This is a genomic window from Halomonas huangheensis, from assembly GCF_001431725.1.
Taxonomy (GTDB): Bacteria; Pseudomonadota; Gammaproteobacteria; order Pseudomonadales; family Halomonadaceae; genus Halomonas; species Halomonas huangheensis.
The window spans coordinates 3,967,745-3,985,583 of sequence record NZ_CP013106.1 but is presented as its reverse complement, the minus strand read 5'-3'; the positions used below and the strand labels follow the sequence as shown (position 1 = coordinate 3,985,583).

The following is a 17,839-nucleotide window of genomic DNA, read 5'->3' as shown; positions in this document are numbered from 1 at the left end:
ACCTTGACTTAATCTAGTCACACTTTTGCAACATGATGTGAAGATTGGTTTTCAATTGTGGAGTGACGGGAGGTGTGGGGTTAATAAGGACTCACATTGTCGAGAGGGTGGGGCGCAATGACAGCACTTCTCCACTGTCTGCCCCATGGTTGGAGCCCGAATTCAGAAACAGAAATGCCGCCCGGAAGGCGGCATTTCTGTTTGCTTTGGCTTAGCGTCTGCTTGCTTTGGCTTAGTGGTTGGAGCCACTCGCATGGCGGAGACTGGATCAGTCGTCGTGCTGGACGTTGAGGACTTCGAAGGTCTCGCGGTTCATGCGAAGCTCAAGCTCCTGGAACTGAGCGTCGTAACCTTCGATCTCGATGCTTCCCATACGATCAACATCGAGTCCGGCGAGGTGCTCTACACCAGCCTTCTGGGCGGCATCCAGTGCCTGAGTGACTTCATCACCGCTCAGGCTCCAGTCGGGAATCTCGCTCTGGCGCTGTTGCTCACGCAGTACGCTGCCATCAGACATGGACAGGTCAACGTCGAGGCGTGAGCCATCAGCATTCCAGCCCTCTACCTCAAATTCATTGCCATCATCGACACTGAACTCGTCGAAGTTGGAGAAACCATATTCCTGCGCCTTTTTCAGCATCTCGTCGATTTCGGCGCGGCTGGCACCGCCATCGGCCATAGCTGCCATGGCGCTGGTCAAAGTCAGAGTCGCGAGGCCAAGAGTCAGAGTCTTTTTCATGGTAAGCCTTCCTTCGTTGCTTCAGTTGAGAGTCACGCCAATCCCTGGTCTGTTTGGCGAGTAGGATCAGTTTGGCAGACTTCAACTGACAGAAAGCTGACAGAGGTATTCATTTTTGATTCATAAAGCGCGCAGCGGCGAGCAACGAGCTACGAGTTTCAAGAGGTAAGAAATAAGAAGTAAGTCACCCCGAACCCCGGGCTCTTGTCTTTGAACCGCAAGGTGGTGCTGGATAGCTCGTTGCCCGTGGTTCGTAGCCCAGACACAGCGAAGCCGGGTTTCCCCGGCTTCGCTGTGTCTGGCTAATGCTCGTTATATCAGCGCTTGATTTCGTACTGACCTTCCAGAATATCGTCAGATTGGGTCTGGCTGTATTTCTGATGAACAGGGCCGATATCTTCGGCGTGTTGCGCTCGGGCCTGCTCCATGCGCTTCTTCATGCGCCGGCGTACCAGTGGCAGCATCAGCAGTCCGATCAGGCTGAAGGTCAGCCCCAGAAGGGTCGCCACGATCAGCATGGTACAGCCGATGACCCATGCCAGTACCAGCTTGATACCACTCAGTTGGCCAGCAGGGCGTGCTTGGCGCGCTTTCTGCTGCCAGAGGCTGGCAATCCGCCAGGCGGCGTTGTCACGGTATTCAGCGCCAGGACGGAAATGTGATTGATCAGTCATCATGTTCTACTCCCAGGACTTCGAAGGTCTCGCGGTTCAGGCGCACTTCCAGTTCGCGGAAGCGATCGTCATAGCCTTCAACCTCGATGCGCCCCATGGGATCGACATCAAGGGAGGCAATGTGTTCAATACCGGCTTGCTGGGCACTGTCGAGGGCCCGGTCAATGTCGTCGGCGCTCAGGCTCCAGTCAGGTGTTTCGCTGCGGCGCTGTTGCTCGCGCAGGATGCTGCCGTCGCTGGTGGCCATGTCGACATCCAATTGCCAGCCATCGTCACGCCATCCTTCAATTTCGAACTGATCGTCATCGTCGACACTGAATTCTTCAAACTGGCTGAAGCCATATTCGCCAGCACTGCGCAGCAGGCTGTCGATATCCTCACGGTTGGCCCCTTCATCGGCCATCGCGGAGGTCGCGAGGCTGCCGGCGAGGGCGAAGGTCGCAAGACTGATGGAAAGCGGCTTGATCATGTGAGACTCCTTTCCGAACACGGGCCAGTCAGTGATGATGCGTTGCAGAAGCTGACTGGACTTGCTGTGAACTGGCGTGTCTCGGCGTGAGGCACGCTTGATGGATGCCATGGTCTCAACGTTTGTCTTGCAGCAAGCTGACAGCGGTGTTCATCTTTTATTCATGTCGACTTGAGCAGACTTTGCCCCATGATGAGATACTTGACTCGAACGACTCTGGCTGTCTGCGTGGCGGCCACTCTCTGGGCGGGGGCCCGGCTGACGACGCCGGTTGCTTCCGATGCGTTTGTGTTCGCGCAAACCGTGTTCACCCAAGCGCTGGGAATTGCGCCCGCCAAGGCGGATAACGACGACTGGAGCGATCTTCACCGTGAAGTTGAAGATGGCAAGCTGGTGGCTCTGCCGACCCTGCTCGATTGGTTGGATGAACGCTATATTGGCCAGGTACTGGAAGTAGAGCTCGAGCGTGATGACGGCGAAGTCATCTACGAGATCGAGATGATTGGTCCTCAGGGCCAGGTGGTTGAATTTGAATTCGATGCGGTCAGCGGAGATCTGATCGGTATCGATGGCGTGGGTATAAGTGACATGGAACGTCCTCGAGCTGATGACCAGTAAGGGCTGATGGTCTCGAAGGGCTGTGAGTCCTGCAGGGGTTATCGGATTTGGTCGCCTCGGGACACTGACAATAACAGGCGCGGAGTTGGTGAATTGAAGATCCTGCTGATCGAAGATGACCAGGCGCTCAGCGAAGCATTGGCAATATCGCTTCGCGATGCTGGATTGCTGGTAGAGGCGGCATTCACGGGTGGTGATGGAGATTTTCTGCTGCGCACAGAGCAGTACGATGCGGTAATTCTCGACCTGGGTTTACCCGATGGTGATGGAACTCGCTGGCTTTCCCAGTGGCGTGATGACGGCATTGCCTTACCGGTACTGGTGTTGACTGCGCGTGAACGCTGGTCGGACAAGGCTGCGGGGTTTTCCGCCGGTGCCGATGATTACGTGACCAAGCCGTTCGAAACCGCGGAGGTGCTGTTTCGTCTGCGTGCGTTGGTGCGACGCAGTCACGGCCATGCCCATCCAGTGCTCAATGCTGGCGATCTCAGTTTTGATACCCACACCGGTAGCGTGTCGCTTGCCGGTAGACCTGTGACCTTGACGGCTCAGGAGTCGCGGCTGTTGGCCTATCTGATGCATGCACAGGAGCGAGTGGTCAGCCGCACCGAACTCTCCGAGCATGTCTATGACCGTGACCATGAACCAGACTCCAACGTTATCGATGTGCAGATCAGTCGTTTGCGTCGCAAACTCGGTGGCGAGCGCATTGTGACCTTGCGTGGTCAGGGGTATAGGCTAGTGATCCCTGAGGACGAATCGAGCGAGGCACATGACGGTCGCTGATCCACGACGCGGAACTCTAGCGCGTCGACTGATCGTTGCTTCGATCATACTGGTGCTGGTGATTGTCCCGATTGTCGGTCTCGGCTTGTCGTACAGCTTTCGCGAATCGACGTCAGCTTCCTTCGATGAACGTCTGATGTCGATGCACAAGGTGCTGTTGACTTCCCTCGAGCAGGATCCGTTGTCCGGCGAACTCCGTATCCGGGATCGTCTCGGTGACTCGCGCTTCGAGCGCGTTTTCTCCGGCTGGTATTGGCAGATCAGTGATGGCAATACGCTGACCCATGTATCTCGTTCGCTATGGGACCAGCGTCTTCCCTTTCCGACAACGCCCGGCCCCAACTGGGGAACCATTGAAGGGCCGCGCGACCAGTCTCTGAGAGTGGTTGATCAGGCATTGCGTCTGCCGAATCATTCTGATCCTGTGCATGTCACTCTGGCCGTGAGTCGCCGGGAGTTGAATGCCGAGGTAGCACGCTTCGAATGGTTGTTGTGGCTGTCACTGGTAGCGCTGAGTGTACTGCTGTTGGCAGGACTGGCCTTGCAGATTCGCTGGGGCCTGGCGCCGCTGCGTGCGCTGCATTCTGACTTGCGTTCGGTCAAGTCCGGGCAGCATGAGCGTCTCGATACCGAGTTGCCCGGCGAGTTGGCAGAGCTGGCGGAGACCATGAACGAGGTACTCGATCATGATCGGCGTCTGATTGAGCGTGGCCGCTCGGCGGCGGGCAATCTGGCACATGCGCTCAAGACTCCGGTCAGTGTGCTGCAGGCGCAATCCGAGCGCCTGCCGGAAGTCGAACGCCGTCAGGTCCGTGATGAGGTGGCGCGTATCGATGCTGCCGTTCGCCACCACCTGGCTCGGGCCAGCGCCGCAGGGAGCGCTGCCTTGGCTGCACGTATCGAGATTCTCAAGGTTATCGAACCGGTGGTTTCCGGGCTGGAACGGCTGGCGGGGCGTCGTGGTGTCAGCCTTGAACGCGAGATTCCTGCCGATCTGAAGTTGCGTGTCGATCCTCAGGATCTGCAGGAGCTGACCGGTAACCTGCTCGAGAATGCTCTCGATTGGGCGCGTTCCCGAGTAGTACTGAGCTTTCGGCTGACGGATGGCGGTGTCTGCATGCACCTCGAGGATGATGGTCCGGGCATGAGCGAGGAGCAGCGCGGCGCGGTACTGGAGCGAGGTGTGCGCCTCGATGAGCAACGACCAGGCAGTGGACTTGGCCTGGCGATTGTCGGCGACCTGGTGTCGCTGTATGGCGGTCGGCTGGAACTGCGAGAGTCATCCCTCGGCGGCCTCTCGGTGGAGGTATGGCTGCCTGGAGGAGGCTGATCGCTCGGGAGAAAAGGGACGCGAGTGACTCGTTCGGAGGTCTCGGGGGGAATTCATGACCCCGAGAATAGCTCTCCTTTGTGCCTGACTCAGGGACTGAAGGGTGTAGTGCAAGAAGAAAAGGTGCAGTAGAAAAACAGTTCTGTTGTCGTTCTCATTCCCTGCTTACCGTCTGTTTTATTCCTTTTGATATTGGCTTTGTTATACGCAATATAGCGCTGGATGCTTGTACCGGGGCAATCGGCAATTTTCGGCTTATGCTGGCGTCTCGCGGTATGTCTCTTGTATGTCTCTTGTATGTGTCGCATGGCTGACGTTCGCTCGATTGCAGCATTGTGCATCCCGGTTGGCCTTGCGATGATGACGTTTTCAGACCGTCGTTTTCAGGCTGTCGTTTTCAGTGCCAAGGGAGATACGCGTCGCGTGGACAAGTTCGAGGTCAAGCTGGATCAAGCGGCCCGGGCCGCCTGGCTCTCCTATGTGGGCGGTTGTACCCAGGATGATATCGCCGCGCAGCTTGGCGTCTCGCGCCCGGGCGTTCAGCGCTTGCTGGCGCTGGCGCGTCAGGAAGGGCTGGTCAAGGTCCATATCGATCATCCGATCGGCTATTGCAGCGCCTTGTCTCAAGCGATTCGCGAGCGCTTCGGCCTTGATTACTGTGACGTGGTACCCGCTGCCGCTGATGCTGGCGATACCACACCTTATCTTGCCGTGGCTGGAGCGGAACGCCTCTCGCGTCTGATTGAACGCAGTGATCCCCAGACATTGTCTCTGGGGACCGGTCGCTCGGTGCGGGCGACGGTGGAGGCACTGAGTCGTATCGACCGCCCCCAACATCGTTTCGTCTCACTGGTCGGCAATGTCGCTCGCGATGGTTCCGCCAACCGTTACGATGGGGTGATGGTTGCCGCGGACAAGACCGGTGGAGAGCGTTTCCTGCTGCCCACACCGGTAGTGGCGGCCAGTGTCGAAGAAAAGGAAGCGTTGGCCGGGCAACCCCTGTTCCGCGCCATCGGCGCGGTGGCCTGCCAGGCCTGCGCCGCCTTTATCGGCGTCGGTCGTATCGACCCTCAGGCAACGTTGTTCCAGGACCATTTCATCAGTGCCGACGAACTGACCGAGTTGTTGTCGTTCGACGCGGTGGGCGAGTTGCTGGGCTGGCCGTTGAGTGAGTCCGGCGAGGTGATTGACTGTTCGATTACCCGTCGCGTGACCAGCTTGCCCTTGACCATGTTCCGCGACCAGTCAGTGATCGCATTGGCTGGAGGACGGGAAAAGGGCCCCGCGATTCTGGCCGCACTGCGTGGCGGATGGCTGAATGCGTTGATCACCGACGAACATGCAGCGCGGTATGTGGTTGGGAAGATATAAGAAGGAAGAAGGAAGAAGGAAGAATCCCCGCCCTCCGGATGTTTGTTGGTAGTTGTGGGGGCAGCACCGGGCTGCTCGTTGCTGGAGATTCTGCTTCTGTTCTTTCTTTTCTCTTCCCTCTTTTCTCTTCCTTCTATTCTCTTCCCCTAAAGTCTAAACGGATTGTCTTTGCTTTTTTTGGGTCTGTGTCCGATCATTTGATCAGACGTTGATGTGATTGATCAAAATGCTGAGACAGGTTCTCGCTGGGTCTCGACCATAATGACGGAATGGCCGCGATACCTGCCTACGCCAGTGACAACAACAAGCCCGCAGAGACAGGGTTCGATAACAGGAGTGCGTCATGCATCACCTTCCCCCCTTGAGCTCAACCAACACGCTCGGTCCCATGTTTTGTAGACCACAGCTTCGTAAACCACAGCTTCGTAAACCACTGGCGCTGTTGATTGGCGCCGTTGCGATGACGGCCGGTGCTGCTCAGGCCGAGACCATTACCGTGGCGACGGTCAACAATAACGACATGGTCATCATGCAGAGCCTTACCGAGGAATTCGAGAAGGCTCACCCCGATATCACCCTCGACTGGGTGGTGCTGGAAGAAAACGTTCTGCGCCAGCGCATGACCACTGACATTGCTACCCAGGGCGGGCAGTTCGATGTCATGACCATCGGTAGTTACGAAGTGCCGATCTGGGCTGAACGTGGCTGGCTGGTACCGCTGGATAACTTGCCTGAGGACTATCAGGAGAGTGATCTGCTCAAGCCGGTGCGTGATGGCTTGAGCCATGACGGTGTGCTGAATGCCCTGCCGTTCTACGCCGAGAGCTCGATGCTGTACTACCGCACCGACCTGTTCGAACAGGCCGGTATCGAGATGCCGGAGCAGCCAACCTGGCAGCAGGTCCACGATTGGGCGGAGACGCTTCACGACCCCGAGAACAATGTGTCGGGCATCTGCCTGCGCGGTAAGCCGGGGTGGGGCGAGAACATGGCATTTGTCTCGACGCTGGTGAATACCTTCGGTGGCCGCTGGTTCGACATGGACTGGAACCCGGAGATCAACAGCGAGGCATGGCAGAACGCGATTTCCTTCTATGTTGACCTGCTCAACAACTATGGACCGGCAGGCGCCACGTCCAACGGCTTCAATGAGAACCTGGCGCTGTTCTCGCGCGGCAACTGCGCAATGTGGGTCGATGCCACTTCTGCGGCGGGAAAGCTGTTCAACCCGGATGAATCCAAGGTAGCCGATCGCCTGGGTTTTGCGCCGGCGCCGGTCGCCGAAACACCCAAGGGGTCGCATTGGCTGTGGGCCTGGTCGCTGGCGATTCCGGCATCATCCAACTCTCCGGACGCGGCACGTACCTTCATCACCTGGGCGACATCGCAGGACTACGTCAATCTGGTAGGTGAGACGCAGGGCTGGACCAGTGTGCCGCCGGGAACTCGTCAGTCGACCTACGACAACGAAAACTATCAGCAGGCTGCACCCTTCGCTGGGTTTGTTGTCGACGCGATCAACGCTGCCGATCCGCTGGATTCGTCACTGGAACCGAACCCCTACGTGGGTGTGCAGTTTGTCGGCATTCCGGAGTTCCAGGCGGTGGGCACTCAGGTGGGCCAGATGGTGGCCTCGGCGCTGTCCGGTGATACCAGTGTCGAGCAGGCGCTGTCGGCTGCTCAGAATGCTACCGAACGCACCATGAAACGTGCTGGTTATCCAAAATAACCCCTGCCTGCGGCCGGCACTGCCGGCCGCACCTCATCAAGGCGTCAGCCCGCTGGTCTGACGCTGCCACTTCCGAGTGAGGTCCGTCATGAACAGGACTCGAGCTTCCGGCCGCACTGTCGGAGGGCTGCGTACCCTCTCGCTTCAGGCACCGGCCGTCACGCTACTGTTGCTGTGGATGATCGTGCCGCTGGCGATGACCGTGTGGTTCTCGTTCCAGCGCTACAATCTGCTGATGCCCGGCATGACCGGTTTTGCCGGGCTGGAAAACTATGAATACCTGGTGACTGATCCGGCGCTATGGTCGGCGATGGGCACCACCCTGTTGCTGGTCGGCTGGGTGCTGGTGATCACCGTCGTTGGCGGCACGCTGCTGGCCGTGCTCTTCCAACAGGATTTCATGGGCCGCGGCATTGCCCGTGTATTGGCCATCTCGCCGTTCTTCGTCATGCCAACCGTCAGTGCGCTGGTATGGAAGAACATGATGATGCATCCGGCCAATGGCGTATTGGCCTGGCTGTCCAGCTCGCTTGGATTGCCGGTAGTTGACTGGTTCTCGAGTCTGCCGCTGACCTCGATCATCATCATCGTTTCCTGGCAGTGGCTTCCCTTTGCGCTGCTGATTCTGCTCACCGCCATGCAGTCGCTGGATGAGGATCAGGTCGAAGCCGCGCGCATGGATGGTGCCGGGCCCGTCGCGGTCTTCTTCTATATCACGTTGCCGCACCTCAAGCGGGCGATCAGCGTGGTGATCATGATCGAGATGATCTTCCTGCTGACGATCTTTGCCGAGATATTCGTCACCACATCCGGCGGACCGGGGCTGGCGACGACCAATCTGGCTTACCTGATCTATATCCGTGCATTGCTCGATTTTGATGTTGGCACTGCCTCCGCGGGTGGCGTGATTGCCATCATTCTCGCCAATATCGTGGCCATCTTCCTGGTACGGATGGTGGCGAAGAATCTCGACAGCTAGGTCCGTCGCCGGACCTGAGTTGTGAAGGAGACTTTCATGACGACTATCTCTACCACGACGGCAACGACCGCCACTGTCGCGCCGCCACCCAGCGGAAACCACTCGGCCGCACGGGCTCAACGCCGCCGCCGGATTGGCATGGCAATTCTGGGCTGGGGCGTGGCACTAATCATCTTCTTCCCGATCCTGTGGATGATCGTGACCGGCTTCAAGACCGAGGCCGAGGCGATTGCCGATCCGAGCCTGATCTTCACGCCGACCCTGGAAAGTTATGTCGAGGTGCAGAGCCGCGCGGACTACTCGAAGTTCGCCTGGAACAGTGTGGTGGTGTCTTTCGGCTCGACATTGCTGGCGCTGTTGATCGCCATCCCCTCGGCCTATGCCATGGCCTTCCTGCCGACCAAACGTACCAGGGGTACGCTGCTGTGGATGCTGTCGACCAAGATGCTGCCTTCGGTTGGCGTACTGGTGCCGATCTATCTGCTGTTCCGCGACTTCGGTCTGCTCGATACCCGTACCGGCCTGACCATCGTCTATACGCTGATGAATCTACCGATTGTGGTGTGGATGCTCTACACCTTCTTCAAGGATCTGCCCAGAGACATTCTCGAGGCGGGACGCATGGATGGTGCCGGTACCTTGCAGGAAATCTGGTATCTGCTGTTGCCGCTGACCCTGCCGGGGATCGCTTCGACGGGTCTGCTGTCGGTGATCCTGAGCTGGAACGAGGCCTTCTGGAGTCTCAACCTGACCACTTCCCAGGCGGCGCCGCTGACCGCCTACATCGCCTCGTTCTCGAGCCCCGAAGGCCTGTTCTGGGCCAAGCTGTCGGCGGCGTCGACCATGGCGATCGCCCCGATCCTGATCTTTGGCTGGTTGACCCAGAAGCAGATGGTCCGCGGCCTGACCTTCGGCGCGGTGAAATAAGAGGATTCTCACATGGCTACATTGCAACTCAATCAGGTCACCAAGAGCTTCGGTGAGACTCACGTCATCAGGGGCGTCGACCTCGAGGTCAAGGATCGCGAATTCGTGGTCTTCGTCGGACCTTCCGGCTGTGGCAAGTCCACGCTGTTGCGGATGATCGCCGGTCTCGAGAGCACCAGCTCCGGTGACCTGCTGATCGACGGCGCTCGCATCAATGATCTGGGGCCCGCCGAGCGTGGCCTGGCGATGGTCTTTCAGAGCTATGCGCTCTATCCGCACATGACCGTCGAAGACAACATGGGCTTCAGCCTCAAGCTGGCGGGCGTCTCGGCGTCCGAGCGCAAGCGCAAGGTAGATGAGGCGGCGACGATCCTGCAGCTCGAGCCGTTGCTCAAGCGCAAGCCCAAGGCGCTTTCCGGTGGCCAGCGCCAGCGTGTCGCTATCGGCCGAGCCATCGTGCGTAATCCGAGCATCTTCCTGTTCGATGAGCCGCTGTCCAACCTCGATGCCGCGCTGCGGGTGCAGATGCGTATCGAGCTGGCGCGTCTGCACGAGGAGTTACAGGCGACGATGATCTACGTCACCCACGATCAGATCGAGGCCATGACCATGGCCGACAAGATCGTCGTCCTGCAGGGTGGCATCGTCGAGCAGGTCGGCTCGCCCATGGAGCTGTATCACCATCCTTGTAATCGTTTCGTGGCCGGTTTCATCGGCTCACCGAAGATGAACTTCCTGCCGGTGAGCGTTGAGTCCACCAGTGCGGAAGGCGTTTCGGTGAAGCTGCCGGGTGGCGGCAGTGTGCGTGTGCCGGTGCGGGGTGAGGAGGTTGTCGAGGCCCAGAGTCTTGAGATCGGCGTTCGCCCTGAACACCTGCAACTGACCGACACCGGTCCATTGACTGCATGCGTAACCGTGATCGAGCGGCTCGGTGGCCAGACATCGCTGTATGTAGAGATGGGTGACGAGCTGATCACGCTGATGGTCGATGGCGATGTTGCCCACCGTGTGGGTGACGAGGTGCGCTTCGGCTTCGAGCCAGGCCGCGCTCACCTGTTCACTGCTGATGGCTCGGCGCTGGAGAGCCTGGAACGTCATCCGCTGGCTTCCCTGACACGTCAGGACAACCGTGCGTCCCATGAGGTTGATGTCTAAGGAGTTGTCATGCAGACGCTGATCTTCGATTGCGATGGCGTGTTGGTCGACAGTGAGGTTATTGCTGAAAACACCCTCGCTGAGCGCCTCGGCCAATGGCTGCCGGATGTAGATGTTGAAGGGGCGCTGAACGACGCCCTGGGGCGTACCACCGAGGCAATCCTCGCCAGCCTTGCAGCCCGCAGTCGGCACGAGTTGCCGGATAATGCCCTGGTGCTGCTCGATGATGAGATCGAGGCGCGTCTTGCCCGGGAGCTACAGCCGGTGCCTCAGGTGAGTGAGGCGATTGCGGCCATCGATCTGCCTCGGGCAGTGGTCTCGAACAGTCGCCGCCAACGGGTCGCAGGTTCCCTGGAACGCACCGGGCTCAAGCGCGTGCTGGGAGATGATATCCAGATATTCTGTGCTGAGCAGGTGTCCCAGCCCAAGCCGGATCCGGCCATCTATCTGCTCGCAGCCCGAACTCTGGGGGTTGCGCCCGAGGACTGCCTGGTGGTCGAGGATTCGATTTCAGGAGCGACCGCGGCGCTGGCAGCGGGAATGACGGTAATCGGCTTTACCGGCGCCAGTCATGTACTTCCCGATCAGTCGGCACGCTTGCAGACTCTGGGGGTCTGGCAGGTGATGGCTGATATGCGTGAATTACCGGAGTTGGTGAAGACCTGGCAGCGACAGTCGTCATAAAACAGTCATCATAAAACAAGCGTCATAAAGCAGTCGTTATAAATCAACCGTCATGGAACAACAGCAGGAAGCAGATCTGTGAGCACTCAACGCACGGTAGGCAAGCTGCAGGACCAGGTCGCGGTCATTACTGGTGGAGCCCGAGGTATTGGGCTGGCCATTGCCGAAGCTTATCTTCGCGAAGGCGCGCGAGTGGTGATCGCTGATATTGACACCACCGCCATCGACGAAGGCCTGGCGGCACTGGGAGATGGTGAGTCGGTCATGGGGGTGCGGCTCGACGTGTGCAGCCGAGAGTCCATCGCGGCAATGATCACCGCGGTGGAAGGGCACTTCGGTGGCATCGACATCCTCGTCAATAACGCGGCGGTATTCGATATGGCGCCGGTGCTGGAGGTGAGTGAAGCCAGCTTCGATCGCCAGTTCGCCGTCAACGTAAAGGGGCTGTTCTTTACCCTGCAGGCGGTGGCGAGCTCGATGATCGAGCAGCAGCGGGGAGGGCGCATCATCAACATGGCGTCTCAAGCCGGGCGCCGCGGCGAACCTCTGGTCAGTACCTATTGCGCCACCAAGGCGGCAGTGATCAGCCTGACACAGTCCTGTGCGCTGGACCTGATCAAGCAGGGCATACGCGTCAATGGCATGGCGCCTGGCGTGGTGGATACGCCGATGTGGGCCGAAGTCGATGCACTCTTTGCCCGCTATGAAAAGCGCCCGTTGGGCGAGAAGAAACGCCTGGTCGGAGAGGCGGTGCCGATCGGACGAATGGGGCGCCCGGAGGACTACGCCGGAGCCGCTGTGTTTCTCGCCAGTAGCGACAGTGAATACGTGGTGGCTCAGACATTGAACGTGGACGGTGGCAACTGGATGAGTTGAGTGGCTGGGGTTGGCTCCCCGTATTACCCCTCGTCAGCGGGAGGAAACAATGAACCCATCGATTGAAGCCATGGCCGAGCAGCTGCTGGAGCAGTCCGCAGGACGTCGCCGCTATATGGTCGCACTGGCAGGGCCGCCAGGCGCGGGAAAGTCGTTCCGTTCCGCCTGGTTGGCCCGTGCCCTCAATGGCTGTTGTGAGGGTGTCGCCGAGGTTGTGCCGATGGATGGCTACCACTTCGATAATGCGGTACTCGAACCCCGTGGCCTGCTGCCGATAAAGGGCGCGCCCGAGACCTTCGATGTCGATGGGCTATTGCACGACCTCGCGCGTCTGCGCCCCGCCGACAGGGATGTCGCGATACCGGTATTCGATCGCCCTCTTGATCTGGCGCGTGCCGGAGGCAAGGTGATTCGCCCGTCCCACCGCATCCTGATCATCGAGGGCAATTATCTACTGCTCGACGAAGCGCCATGGTCCAGCCTGCGTGACTATTTCGATTTCACGCTGTTCCTCGAAGTGGAGGACGACGTGCTCGAACAGCGCCTGATCCAGCGCTGGCTTGCCATGGGGCAGGATCAGGCCGGGGCCATCTCGCGTACCTGCGACAAGGACATGCTCAATGCCGAGCTGATCAAACGAGATTCCATTGCGGCGGATCTGCACTGGCAGTAGCGGATACCACCGAGATTCATTTTCCACCCAGGACCCTCTGGTCGACTGTGCGCTGAGTGGTCAGCGTACTGGCTGGCGGTGCCGCCTTATCCTGAGGGAGGCCATAAGCATGACTCGACTCAATGACAGCAATCTGGCGCAGCTCGATCCACGAGTCTCGTGCCCCACTTACGACCGTCAGCGGGTGACAGCAGGCATCGTGCATTTCGGTGTCGGTGGTTTTCACCGTGCACACCAGGCGATGTACATCGATGCGCTGATGGAGTCGGGACAGGCGCTCGACTGGGGCATTGTTGGCGTTGGTGTGATGCCTGGTGATCGTCGAATGAAGGAAGTGCTCACTAATCAGGACCATCTCTATACCCTGGTAATCAAGCACCAGGATGGGACACGCGAGCCACGCGTTATCGGTTCGATGATGGATTACCTCTATGCTCCCGATGACCCGCAGGCGGTGATCGAAACACTCGCGGACCCGGCGATTCGCATTGTCTCGCTGACGGTGACCGAGGGCGGCTACAACTTTCATCCGGTGTCCGGAGAGTTCGATCTGGATAACCCGGATGTGGTGCATGACCTGGCGAGTCCTGCCAGTGCACGAACCTGTTTTGGTTTGGTTGTGGAGGCGTTGCGCCGTCGGCGTGAGCGACGCTTGATGCCCTTTACCGTGATGTCCTGTGACAACATCCAGGGCAACGGTGACGTGGCGCGTCGCATGTTCACCGCCTTCGCGCGTGCTCGTGACCCGCAGTTGGCCGCCTGGATCGATCACGCCGTGCCCTTTCCCAATTCGATGGTGGATCGTATTACCCCCGTCACCACAGCCGCAGATACTGAAGAGCTGGCCAACGAATTCGGCCTCGAGGATGGTTGGCCGGTGGTCTGTGAGCCTTTCACTCAATGGGTACTCGAGGATCATTTCTCTCAAGGACGGCCAGCCTTCGACCAGGCAGGTGTTCAAGTGGTCGAGGATGTCATGCCCTATGAGCTGATGAAGCTGAGGCTGCTCAATGCCAGCCATCAGGCGCTGTGTTACTTCGGTTATCTGGCGGGATACCGCTACGCTCATGAGGTTTGTCAGGACCCGCTGTTTGTCGAGTTTCTGCTTGGCTACATGGAAGAGGAAGGTAGTCCGACACTGGCGCCGGTACCCGGCGTGGACCTGGACAAGTATCGACGCACCTTGATCGAGCGTTTTGCCAATCCAGAGATCAAGGACACGCTGGCGCGACTGTGCGCCGAGAGTTCCGATCGCATCCCCAAATGGCTGGTGCCGGTGATTCGCCATCAACTGGAGCACGGAGGAGAGCTGAAACGCTCCGCTGCGGTAGTCGCCAGCTGGGCCCGTTATGTCGAGGGTAGCGATGAGCAGGGACAACCGATCGAAGTGGTCGACCGACTGGCGAGTGACCTCACTCGGATCGCGGCCAATAATCGTCAGCATCCAACGGTCTTTATCGAGAATCGTGAGCTGTTCGGTGACCTGGTCGATTCGCCGCGTTTCGTGGTGGCCTATCTGGAAGCCTTGACGTTGCTGCACGATAAAGGCGCGCGCGCTACTCTGGAAGCTCTGAGCAACCAGGCATCAACAAATACAGAGAGGTGAGCACAGATGTATCTGGGGGTGGACTGCGGGACACAAAGCACCAAGGTTGTGGTCGTCGATGTGCAGGCGGGCAGGTTGCTGGGAGAAGCCAGTCGCCCTCATCACCTGGTCGAGGGTGACAACGGCCGCCGTGAGCAATCGCCCGATGAGTGGATCGAAGCCTTTACCGGTGCCTTTCACGAAGCACTGGATCGCGCTGGGATTCAGGCCAATACCATCCGCGCCATCGGTATCTCCGGTCAGCAGCATGGCATGGTAGCACTGGATGCCGCGGGCAAGCCGCTGCATCCAGCCAAGCTCTGGTGCGATACCGAGAGTAATGTCCAGAACCAGCGCTTGATCGCTGAACTGGGTGGTGAGCAGGGATGCATCGATAAACTGGGGCTGGTACTGCAGACCGGTTATACCGCATCCAAGGTGGCCTGGCTGCGTGAGGTGCATCCCGAGGCGTATCGTCGTATCGACAGCATCCTGCTGCCCCACGATTACCTCAACTACTGGCTGACGGGTGAAAAGGTTGCCGAGGCGGGTGATGCGTCGGGAACCGGTTATTTCGACACGCGGCGTCGGCAGTGGCAGCACGAAGTATTCGCCACGATTGCTCCCGAACTGGATGCCGAGCGAGTGCTGCCACGTCTGATCGATTCGCAGCAGCCGGCTGGGCAGGTGCGAGCCGAACTGGCGCAACACCTGGGGCTGAGAGATGACGTACTGGTCTCCAGCGGTGGCGGTGACAACATGCTTGGCGCCATCGGCACCGGCAATATCCTGCCGGGCATGGTGACCATGAGTCTCGGCACGTCAGGCACCATCTGTGCTCATGCTGCGGAAAGTGTCGAGGCTGATAGCGCGTTGCTGGCCAATTTCTGTGCCAGTCATGAGGGCTGGCTGCCATTGATCTGCACCATGAACGTTACCTCGGCGACGACCCGTATTCGTGAGTTGTTCGGACTGGATATCGCCGGCTTCAATACCGCCATTGAAAGTGCCCCGGTGGGCAGTGATGGGGTCACGGTTCTACCGTTCTTCAATGGCGAACGGGTGCCGGCACTACCCGAGGCCAGCGCTTCCTTTCTAGGCCTGACCAGCCGCAACACCACGCCCGATAACCTGTGTCGGGCAGTGGTCGAGGGCGCGACTTTCGGCCTGCGGTATGGCCTCGAGCTGCTGGGTCCGCTGGCATCACAGGCCAGTCAGATACGCTTGATCGGCGGTGGCGCACGCAGCGAGGCGTGGCGTCAGATCGTTGCCGACATCACGGATACCGAAGTGATCTGTCCCGTGGTTACCGACGCGGCAGCGCTTGGCGGTGCCATTCAGGCTGCCTGGTGTGCGGGAGAGGGAAGCCTCGAGGAGCTTTGCGGCCGCCTGGTGGCAGTGGACGAGGGGTCCAGAGCAGTACCGAGTCGCGTTGACGTGGAACGTTATGATCAGGTCTATGCGAACTACCTGGCTCGCCTTGGGCAACTGCATGGTCAGTTCTGATGGCTATTGACGGTCGCGCCACCTGAGCGCCATCGCTGAAGCCCATGACCAGAGGTCGGATTGACGCGAGCATCATTCGAGGTTACATGATGTATGCATCAGAACGTTTGAAATATGCATGCTGGGCTCTGTGATGATTCCGGAGCCTGACGGATACCTCAATGAGGAGCCACATCGTGTCGTCGTCAACGTCATCTGCTGTTTATCCAGGCGTCGCCCATCAACTTCTCGACTGGGATGCCTCACGTCTATCGCGTGCCATCCACGCCCGGGAAGTTAGTTGCCGTGAGGTCATGGCGACCTATCTGGCGCATATCGATACCGTGAACCCGAGGGTCAATGCCATCGTGTCGCGTGTCGATAGCGAGCAACTGATGGCGCAGGCGGCTGAGTGTGACCAGCAACTGGCAGCCGGTCGCTCGCGGGGCTGGTTGCATGGCATTCCCCAGGCGATCAAGGACCTCTCGGTAACCCGTGATATTCCAACGTCGATGGGATCACCGTTGTTTGCTGGTCAGGCGCCTGTTGAAGATGGCCTGATGGTCTCGCGTGTTCGTGCGGCCGGAGCGATCTTCATCGGCAAGACCAACACTCCGGAATTCGGGCTTGGCTCCCAGACTTACAACACGGTATTCGGTGCGACCCGTAACGCCTATGACCACCGCCTGTGTGCGGGCGGATCGAGCGGTGGTGCCGCTGCAGCATTGGCGATGCGCATGCTCCCGGTGGCCGACGGCAGTGACATGATGGGATCACTGCGTAATCCGGCGGGTTATCACAACCTCTTCGGCTTGCGGCCATCCTTTGGTCGCGTACCTCACGGGGCTGGTCCAGAGATATTTGGTCATCAACTGGCCACCGAAGGCCCCATGGCGCGCAGCGTTGGTGACCTTGCCCAGCTGTTGGCAATTCAAGCCGGTCCCGATCCCCGAGCACCGCTGGCGCTGACCGATGATCCGAGTACCCTCCGTCAACCCTTGCCGGGAGTCGAGGCCGCCCATGGACTGCGCATTGGCTGGCTGGGCGACTGGGATGGCTATCTGGCAATGGAAGAGGGCGTGCTGGATGTCTGTACCGGCGCCCTTGGCGTGTTCGAACAACTAGGCGCGACGCTTGAGGCGGTGACACCGGATTATGCGCCAGAGCGCCTATGGCAGAGCTGGCTGACCCTTCGCCAGTGGGCGGTGGCCGGCAGTCTGTCCGAGGTCTGGCAGGACCCCGAACGGCGCCACCAGCTCAAGCCGGAAGCGCAGTGGGAAGTGGAGCAGGGCCTGGCGCGCTCGGCGCTGGATATCCACCGCGCCAATGTATCGCGCTCAGCCTGGTATGCCAGCGTACTCAAGCTATTCGAGCGTTTCGATGTGCTGGCGCTGCCCAGCGCTCAGGTATTCGCCTTCGATGTCGAGACGCCGTGGCCGCGGGAGATCGAAGGCAAGGCGATGGATACCTATCACCGTTGGATGGAGGTGGTGATTCCCGGCTCGCTGTCCGGTTGCCCGGTGATCAGTCTCCCGGCCGGCTTCAACAGCGAAGGCAAGGCCATGGGGCTGCAGCTGATTGCGCCGCATCGCGAGGATCTGGCGCTGTTGCGCTGGGCTGCTGCCTTCGAAGCCGCCCAGCCCGAATGGCTCAGTCGCGAACCCGGGTGGCGAACCTGAGGGGTGAACCAGAGGGGTGAACCAGAGGGGTGAACCAGAGGGGCGAACCAGAGAGGCGAGACTGAGTCGCTGAGCGGTCG

17 protein-coding genes are annotated in these 17,839 nt (G+C 59.4%); 14 read left to right on the top strand and 3 right to left on the bottom strand.

What is annotated here, in order from left to right; translation table 11 throughout:
* Positions 1–268: 268 nt before the first annotated feature.
* The 3 genes from AR456_RS17185 to AR456_RS17175 all read right to left on the bottom strand — a co-directional run bounded on the left by AR456_RS17185 (position 269) and on the right by AR456_RS17175 (position 1,882).
* Positions 269–739 carry a PepSY domain-containing protein gene (locus AR456_RS17185; RefSeq protein WP_021818087.1) on the bottom strand — a complete coding sequence of 157 codons (471 nt, stop codon included), beginning with the start codon at positions 737–739 and terminating at the stop codon, positions 269–271.
* Between the two features lie 317 nt (positions 740–1,056).
* Positions 1,057–1,416, bottom strand: a complete 360-nt coding sequence (locus tag AR456_RS17180; RefSeq protein WP_021818088.1) for a hypothetical protein — start codon at positions 1,414–1,416, stop codon at positions 1,057–1,059.
* Complete coding sequence (locus tag AR456_RS17175) at positions 1,406–1,882, bottom strand: PepSY domain-containing protein (protein ID WP_162148476.1); 477 nt, start codon at positions 1,880–1,882, stop codon at positions 1,406–1,408. The genes AR456_RS17180 and AR456_RS17175 overlap by 11 nt, the downstream gene beginning before the upstream one ends.
* 189 nt (positions 1,883–2,071) lie before the next feature.
* Here AR456_RS17175 and AR456_RS17170 point away from each other — a divergent pair, with 189 nt between their 5' ends.
* The 14 genes from AR456_RS17170 to AR456_RS17105 all read left to right on the top strand — a co-directional run bounded on the left by AR456_RS17170 (position 2,072) and on the right by AR456_RS17105 (position 17,759).
* A complete protein-coding gene (locus AR456_RS17170; RefSeq protein WP_021818090.1) occupies positions 2,072–2,500 on the top strand; it encodes a PepSY domain-containing protein in 429 nt (142 codons plus the stop codon).
* A 93-nt stretch (positions 2,501–2,593) separates the two neighbouring features.
* Positions 2,594–3,286 carry a winged helix-turn-helix domain-containing protein gene (locus AR456_RS17165; RefSeq protein ID WP_021818091.1) on the top strand — a complete coding sequence of 231 codons (693 nt, stop codon included), beginning with the start codon at positions 2,594–2,596 and terminating at the stop codon, positions 3,284–3,286.
* Complete coding sequence (locus tag AR456_RS17160) at positions 3,273–4,616, top strand: sensor histidine kinase (protein ID WP_021818092.1); 1,344 nt, start codon at positions 3,273–3,275, stop codon at positions 4,614–4,616. Before AR456_RS17165 ends, AR456_RS17160 begins: the two co-directional genes overlap by 14 nt.
* A gap of 423 nt (positions 4,617–5,039) precedes the next feature.
* Positions 5,040–5,987, top strand: coding sequence for a sugar-binding transcriptional regulator (locus AR456_RS17155; RefSeq protein WP_031207336.1), 948 nt, complete (start codon positions 5,040–5,042; stop codon positions 5,985–5,987).
* A 460-nt stretch (positions 5,988–6,447) separates the two neighbouring features.
* Complete coding sequence (locus AR456_RS17150) at positions 6,448–7,716, top strand: ABC transporter substrate-binding protein (protein WP_155829218.1); 1,269 nt, start codon at positions 6,448–6,450, stop codon at positions 7,714–7,716.
* Positions 7,717–7,804: 88 nt separating this feature from the next.
* Positions 7,805–8,695 (top strand): carbohydrate ABC transporter permease, encoded by an 891-nt coding sequence (locus tag AR456_RS17145; RefSeq protein WP_021818095.1) that lies wholly within the window; start codon positions 7,805–7,807, stop codon positions 8,693–8,695.
* Positions 8,696–8,833: 138 nt separating this feature from the next.
* Positions 8,834–9,622: a carbohydrate ABC transporter permease gene (locus AR456_RS17140; RefSeq protein ID WP_236995582.1), complete on the top strand. Its 789-nt coding sequence runs from the start codon at positions 8,834–8,836 to the stop codon at positions 9,620–9,622.
* A gap of 12 nt (positions 9,623–9,634) precedes the next feature.
* Complete coding sequence (locus tag AR456_RS17135) at positions 9,635–10,777, top strand: ABC transporter ATP-binding protein (protein WP_021818097.1); 1,143 nt, start codon at positions 9,635–9,637, stop codon at positions 10,775–10,777.
* 9 nt (positions 10,778–10,786) lie between these two features.
* Positions 10,787–11,461, top strand: a complete 675-nt coding sequence (locus tag AR456_RS17130; RefSeq protein ID WP_021818098.1) for an HAD family hydrolase — start codon at positions 10,787–10,789, stop codon at positions 11,459–11,461.
* 78 nt (positions 11,462–11,539) lie between these two features.
* Positions 11,540–12,337 carry an L-iditol 2-dehydrogenase gene (locus AR456_RS17125; protein ID WP_021818099.1) on the top strand — a complete coding sequence of 266 codons (798 nt, stop codon included), beginning with the start codon at positions 11,540–11,542 and terminating at the stop codon, positions 12,335–12,337.
* A 49-nt stretch (positions 12,338–12,386) separates the two neighbouring features.
* The gene (locus tag AR456_RS17120; protein WP_021818100.1) at positions 12,387–13,010 is read left to right on the top strand and encodes a nucleoside triphosphate hydrolase; all 624 of its coding nucleotides are present in this window, start codon (positions 12,387–12,389) and stop codon (positions 13,008–13,010) included.
* A 109-nt stretch (positions 13,011–13,119) separates the two neighbouring features.
* The gene (locus tag AR456_RS17115; protein WP_021818101.1) at positions 13,120–14,616 is read left to right on the top strand and encodes a mannitol dehydrogenase family protein; all 1,497 of its coding nucleotides are present in this window, start codon (positions 13,120–13,122) and stop codon (positions 14,614–14,616) included.
* 6 nt (positions 14,617–14,622) lie between these two features.
* Positions 14,623–16,101 (top strand): xylulokinase, encoded by a 1,479-nt coding sequence (gene xylB / locus AR456_RS17110; protein ID WP_021818102.1) that lies wholly within the window; start codon positions 14,623–14,625, stop codon positions 16,099–16,101.
* Between the two features lie 176 nt (positions 16,102–16,277).
* Positions 16,278–17,759: an amidase gene (locus AR456_RS17105; RefSeq protein WP_031207340.1), complete on the top strand. Its 1,482-nt coding sequence runs from the start codon at positions 16,278–16,280 to the stop codon at positions 17,757–17,759.
* Positions 17,760–17,839: the final 80 nt, after the last annotated feature.